Origin of the sequence: Stenotrophomonas sp. HMWF003 (assembly GCF_003061285.1) — a bacterium.
Taxonomy (GTDB): domain Bacteria; phylum Pseudomonadota; class Gammaproteobacteria; order Xanthomonadales; family Xanthomonadaceae; genus Stenotrophomonas; species Stenotrophomonas maltophilia_AP.
In genome coordinates, this window is sequence record NZ_QAIW01000072.1 from 1 (window position 1) to 6,265 (window position 6,265).

The window sequence follows — 6,265 nt, forward strand, 5'->3', positions numbered from 1 at the left end:
GCGCCTGGCCAAGCTCAACCTTCCCGACCGCCAGGTACCGATCCGGGTGGGCTTTGCCGAGGCCACGCTGGCCAACCCGGCGCTGATCGGGCAGCTGCGCGTGCCCGGCCGCAACGGGCCGGTGCCGCTGGCGGCGGTGGCCGACATCCAGCAGGGCAGCGGGCCGTCGCAGATCTCGCGGTACCAGCGCCAGCGCAACGTTACCCTCACCGCCGAACTCAACGGCCGCCCGCTGGGCGAGGTGATGACCGAGGTGCAGGCGCTGCCCAGCGTGAAGCAGCTGCCGCCGGGGGTGAGTTTCCTCAACACCGGCGATGCCGAGGTCTTCGTCGAACTGTTCATCGGCTTCATGCTGGCGATGGCCGCCGGGTTGATCTGCATCTACATGGTGCTGTTGCTGCTGTTCAACCATGCGCTGATGCCGGTCACCATCCTGGCCGCGGTGCCGCTGTGTGCCGGTGGTGCGTTCGGCGCGCTGCTGATCACCCAGAACATGCTGTCGCTGCCGGCGCTGATCGGCTTGTTGATGCTGATCGGCATCGCCACCAAGAACTCGATCCTGCTGGTGGACTATGCGGTGATCGCCGAAGACGAGCATGGCATGAGCCAGCACGATGCGCTGATCGATGCGTGTCGCAAGCGTGCCCAGCCGATCATCATGACCACCCTGGCGATGGGCGCCGGCATGATGCCGATCGCGCTGGGTTTTGCCGGCGATTCCAGCTTCCGCGCACCGATGGCCATTGCGGTCATCGGCGGCCTGATCACCTCCACGCTGCTCAGCCTGATCGTGATCCCGGCCGCGTTCACGGTGATGGACGACCTGGGCGAATGGCTGTCGCGTAAGTTCCGTCGCCGCTCGACGCACGCGGTGGCCGGGCACGCGGAGTAGAGCCACCCCATGGGTGGCTGCGCGGTCCGCTTCGATCACCCCGGTCATGCCGATGCAGCCCAGGCGAGTAAGCGCGCGCCACCGCTCGCGGTGGCATGAGCAGGATGTGTGGGTGGCATGCGGAAATGCCGTGGCGGGCGCAGCGCGCTCGTCCGTGCGGCGCCGCTACACTGGGTGCACGCCCTGACCGGTTATTCGTTCGCCATGCATCTGCGTACCTTCGCCCCCTTGCTGATGTGTTTCGCGCTCGCGGCCTGTGCGCATGCGCCGGTCGCGAATGCACCGGTGACGGGCGTCGGCCCACTGGCGGCCGATGCCGTGGCCACGGTGGATACCGCGGTGTTCGCACGCGGCAGCTTCACCGCTGCCGACGGCACGGTGCTTCCCTACCGCATCCTGCCGCCGCGCCACGTGCGGGCGGGCCAGCGCTACCCCCTGGTACTGCAGCTGCACGGCTCGGGTGGCATCGGCACCGACAACGCCGCACAGCTGGATCGCCTTGCCAGAAGCTGGGCGATGCCTGCCACGCGCGACCGCTACCCCGCGTACGTCCTGGTGCCGCAGTTCGCCGGGCGCAGCGCCCACTACGGCCCTGCCGCCGCAGACCAGACCGCCACGGCGGCACCGACCCTGCACGCGGCCCTGGCCTTGGTGCGGCACGTGGCGGCAACGCATCCGGTCGACACCTCGCGCATCTACGCCGTGGGCTTCTCGATGGGTGGCTCGGCGGCGTGGCTGTCGCCGACGCTGGCACCGGACCGGTTCGCGGCAATCGTGTCCATCGCCGGCATCGCCCCACCCGACAGTGCCGCGTCGGCGTACATCCAGGTGCCGGTGCTTGCGATGCATGGCGATGCCGACGAAGAGAACCCGATCACGGCCGACCGGCGTTTCGTGCGCGCGCTCCGCGCACGCGGTGGCCACGCCGTGCTGCGCGAGTACCACGGCCTGGCGCATCAACCCCCTGCCGACATCGTGCCCGGCACGTGGTGGCGCGACTGGTTGTTCCAGCAGAAACAAACGGCCCCGCACTAACTGCAAGCGCAATGTCATGGGGAAGTCACTGCGGGCACCAATACTCCGCCGGTCCTCCACTACCCCCGTCGACCCATGCGCGCTTCCGGCCACGCCCCTCGTGTTTCCCTGCTTGCTGTGTTGCTCACCGCTGCCGTACAGGCCATGGCCGCAGAACCCGCACCGGCCGACGACGCACGCACGCTGGACCAGGTACAGGTGATCGGCCAGGCCACCAGCTACGCCAAGACCACGGTGAGCCAGGAAACCCTCAACCGCCAGCAGGTCATCAGCAGCGTCAACAACGCGCTCAATGAACTGCCGGGCGTGGTGGTGAGCGAAGCCGACGCCACCGGCTCGTCGGTGTGGGGCACGCAGATCAGCATGCGCGGCTTTGTGACCAACCGCGACACGCAGCAGATCGGCACCACCATCGACGGCCTGCCCAACGGTGGCTCCGGCTACGGCGGCGGCTCTCTGGCCAACCGCTACATCGACACGCTGGACCTGGAGACCGTCGAGGTCAGCCAGGGCACCGCCGACATCTCCTCGCGCTCCAACGAAGCGCTGGGCGGCACCCTGAATTTCCTCACCGGCGACCCGCTGGCCGAACAGCGGCTGCGCATGGTGGTCGGTGGCGGCGACCACGACGCGCGCAAGTACTACGTGCGTTACGACACCGGCCTGCTCGGTGGCCACACCCGCGCCTGGGTGAGCGCTTCCTCGGCGCGCGTGAACGACTGGATCGACGGCACCGGCCATGTGAGCAACGACAACCTGGCGGCGAAGTTCGTGACCGAGCTGGACCGCTGGACGCTCAGCGGCTACGCCTCCTACAACGACGCCGACGAACCGGAGTACACCAGCGTCACCCCGGCGGCGTTTGCGACCAACCCGGACCGCGACGGCCTCACCGGCACCCTCACCGGCATTCCCTACCTGGACCAGAATTTCCGCTCCGGCTCGCGCGCGCTGCGCGAGAACACCTTCGGCTACCTGCGCGGGGCGTTCGACAGTGGCAACGGCTTCAAGGCCACGCTGACCGGCTACGCGCACAAGATGGAAGGCCGCGGCGACTGGCTGCCGCCGTACCTGGTGCAGGCGCGCAACGATGGCGCCGGCCGGCCGGAATCGGAGTACCTGGGCGGCAGCACCGTGTATGGCGGCAGCGCGCTGGGCCAGTTCTACTTCGTCAATCCCGATGGCAGCGCCGCGCAGATGCGCGCCGGTTGCGTGCCGCGCGCCGGCTTCAGTGCCGAGTACGACCCCAACTGCTACGCCGCCGGCGTGCAGGGCGTGCAGTCCTACCGCCATTCGCACTACGACAACGACCGCGCCGGTGCCACCGCCGACGTGGAATGGAAGCAGACCCTGGGCAGCGTGGACAACACCGTGCGCGGCGGCGTGTGGGTCGAACAGTACGACCGCAGCGTGCGCCGCGACTGGCACCGCCTGCTCAACGTGGGCACCGACATCGGCTTCGACCACCAGCCGTACTGGGTGCAGTTCGAAGACCAGTACAAGACCCGCGAGCAGATGTACTACGTGGAAGACGTGGCGCGCTTCGGCCCGTTCAGTGCGCGCGTGGGCGTCAAGCAGTTCTTCGTCGACCAGAAGCGCAACCGCGTGATCGGCAACGCCGAAAGCGTGCGCTCGGATTCCAGGTCCGACCCGCTGTTGTCGGCCGGTGCCACCTGGACGCTGCCGGTCGACGGCCTGGAACTGTTCGGCGGCTACTCGCAGAACTTCGCTGCCATTCCCTCCGGCGTGCTCGGTGAAACCGACGCGCAGCGCTTCGCCCGGGTCGAACCGGAAACCGCCGACAACATCGAGCTGGGCCTGCGCGTGAGCCGCTGGCCCTTGACCGGCTCGCTGACCCTGTACAACATCAAATTCGACAACCGCATCGTCTACCTGCCTGCGCGGCTGGCCGACGGCATCGACTACCTGGACGAAACCGATGGGGTCTACGAGAACTTTGGGGGCGTGGAAAGCACCGGCCTGGAAGCGGCGCTCGGCTACGGCTGGGACAACGGCTGGCGCCTCAATGGGGCCTACACCTACAACCGCTCCAAGTACCTGGGCAGCGGCAACGCCGCGCGCGACACCGAGCTGGGCATCGTCGACGGTGCCCAGGTGATCGGCCAGCCCAAGCACGTGCTGGTGGTGTCGGCCGACTGGCAGGGCGACAGCTGGAATGCCGGCATTTCCGGGCGCTACCTGGGCGAGCGCTACCTGGACGCGTCCAACACCGCCAAGCTGCCGTCGGCCACGGTGTTCAATGCCAACATCGGATTCGACCTGCAGAGCCTGTCGCCGAAGCTCAAGGGCGTGGGCGCCAGCCTGGTGGTCAGCAACCTCACCGACCGCAAGTACCTGGCCGGCGTGGATGGCAGCAATTCGGCCTTCATCGGCGCGCCGCGCACCGTGGGCGTGTCGGTACGGGTCGACCTGTGAGTCCAGCACGGCCGCCACTGACCGACCCCGCACGCCGCCGCCTGCTGCAGGGTGGCCTGGGGGCCGGCGTGGCCGCGCTGCTGCCCAGCATCGCGCGGGCGGCGGCGATCGCCCCGCATGCACGCAGCGGCAGCCTGGAGGATGTGCAGCACATCGTGGTGTTCATGCAGGAGAACCGGTCGTTCGACCACTACTTCGGCACGTTGCCCGGTGTGCGCGGGTTCGGTGACCGCTTCGTCGCGCCGGCCCCGCCACTGGCGCCCGGGCAACCGCCGCGCACGCTGTGGTTGCAGCCCAATGCGGCTGGCACGCGCGGCATCACCCCGTTCGCGCTGGACACCGCTGCACAGTTCGGCCTGATGCGCGTGGAAGGCACCCCGCACACCTGGCCCGACGCGCAGCGCGCCTGGGACCACGGGCGCATGGCGCACTGGCCGGCCGCCAAGCAGGACCACGCGATGGGCTACTTCCGCCGCGACGACATGCCGTTCCAGTTCGCGCTGGCCGAAGCATTCACCGTGTGCGATGCCTACCACTGCGCGATGCAGGCCGGCACCAATCCCAACCGCCTGTTCCTGTGGACCGGCCACAACGACCCGCACGCCCGCGCGGGCGGCCCGGCCGTGGCCAACTCGCACGACAATTTTCCCGAGCTGGGCGGCCACCCGGCGTCGTACACCTGGACCACCTACGTCGAACGCCTGCAGCAGGCCGGCGTGCGCTGGCAGATCTACCAGGACATGGCCGACAACTTCACCGATAACCCGTTGGCCGGCTTCGCACCGTTCCGCCAGGCCTGGCGCGGCGCGCCCGGGCATGATGCGGCGCTGCGCGCGCGCGGGGTGAGCACGCGCGGGCTGGCCCAGCTGCGCGAGGACGTGTTGAAGGGGCAGCTGCCGCAGGTCAGCTTCATCATTGCCGATGCCGCCGGCAGCGAGCATCCCGGCCCCTCCAGCCCTGCGCAGGGCGCGGCCTACACCGCGCGCGTGCTGGACGCGCTCACCGCCGACCCGGCGGTGTGGAGCCGCACCGCGCTGCTGCTGATGTTCGACGAGAACGACGGCTTCTTCGACCACATGCCGCCGCCGGCACCGCCGTCGCGCGATGACGCGGCGACCGGTGGCTGGGCCGGTGCATCGTCGGTGTCCACCGACGGCGAATACCACCAGCACCCGTCGCCAGGCAACGAGAAGTCCGATCCGCTGGACCTGCGCGGCCGCCCATACGGGCTGGGTCCGCGGGTGCCGCTGTATGTGATCTCGCCGTGGAGTCGGGGCGGCTGGGTCGACTCGCAGGTGTATGACCACACCTCGGTGATCCGCCTGATCGAACGCCGCTTCGGCGTGGCCGCGCCGGCGCTGTCGCCGTGGCGCCGCGCGGTGTGTGGCGACCTCACCGGCGCATTCGATTTCTCGCAGCGCGACACGCGGCCCTTCGTGGCCTCACTGCCGGCCACGGCCGCGGTAGCCGCACGCGCGGCGGCCCTGCCGGGCCGTACCGTGCCGGTGCTGCCCGAGGGCCTGCAGCCGGCGCGGCAGGAACCCGGGGTGCGCCCGGCGCGCGCGTTGCCGTATCGCCCGCAGGCCGATATCGCGCTGCACGACGACCACGTACGCCTCGACCTCGCCTGCGATGGCGCGGCCGCGGTACTGCATGTTTACGACCGCCTGCAGCTGGGGGCGATCCCGCGCCGCTACACGCTGGCCCCGGGCATGCCACAGCACGCGCGCTGGGCCATGGATGACCGGCGTGGCTACGACCTGTGGCTGCTTGGGCCCAATGGCTTCCACCGGCGCTACCGCGGCCAGCCCGGCACCGCCGCGCCGCTGCAGGCGCGCATCGACCGCGACGGCGACCGCCTGCGGCTGTGGCTGCACAACCCGGGCAAGGTGGCACTGGCGG

General features: G+C 69.7%; 2 protein-coding genes and 2 pseudogenes. All 4 read left to right on the plus strand.

Annotated features, from left to right (window positions below; all coding sequences use genetic code 11):
* Positions 1-892 (plus strand): efflux RND transporter permease subunit (locus DBR34_RS02740; protein ID WP_146186762.1); only part of this gene is annotated, 892 nt, incomplete at its 5' end.
* A gap of 204 nt (positions 893-1,096) precedes the next feature.
* On the plus strand, positions 1,097-1,927 hold the full coding sequence (locus tag DBR34_RS02745; protein WP_219928200.1) for a PHB depolymerase family esterase: 831 nt from the start codon (positions 1,097-1,099) through the stop codon (positions 1,925-1,927).
* A 180-nt stretch (positions 1,928-2,107) separates the two neighbouring features.
* Positions 2,108-4,363 (plus strand): annotated as a pseudogene (locus DBR34_RS02750) (TonB-dependent receptor); the annotation flags it as partial.
* 17 nt (positions 4,364-4,380) lie between these two features.
* Positions 4,381-6,265: pseudogene (locus DBR34_RS02755) on the plus strand (phospholipase C, phosphocholine-specific); the annotation flags it as partial.

Bases quoted from the DNA above. Each gene is read 5' to 3' on its own strand.
- DBR34_RS02745 (WP_219928200.1), top strand. From the start codon at position 1,097: ATGCATCTGCGTACCTTCGCCCCCTTGCTGATGTGTTTCGCGCTCGCG.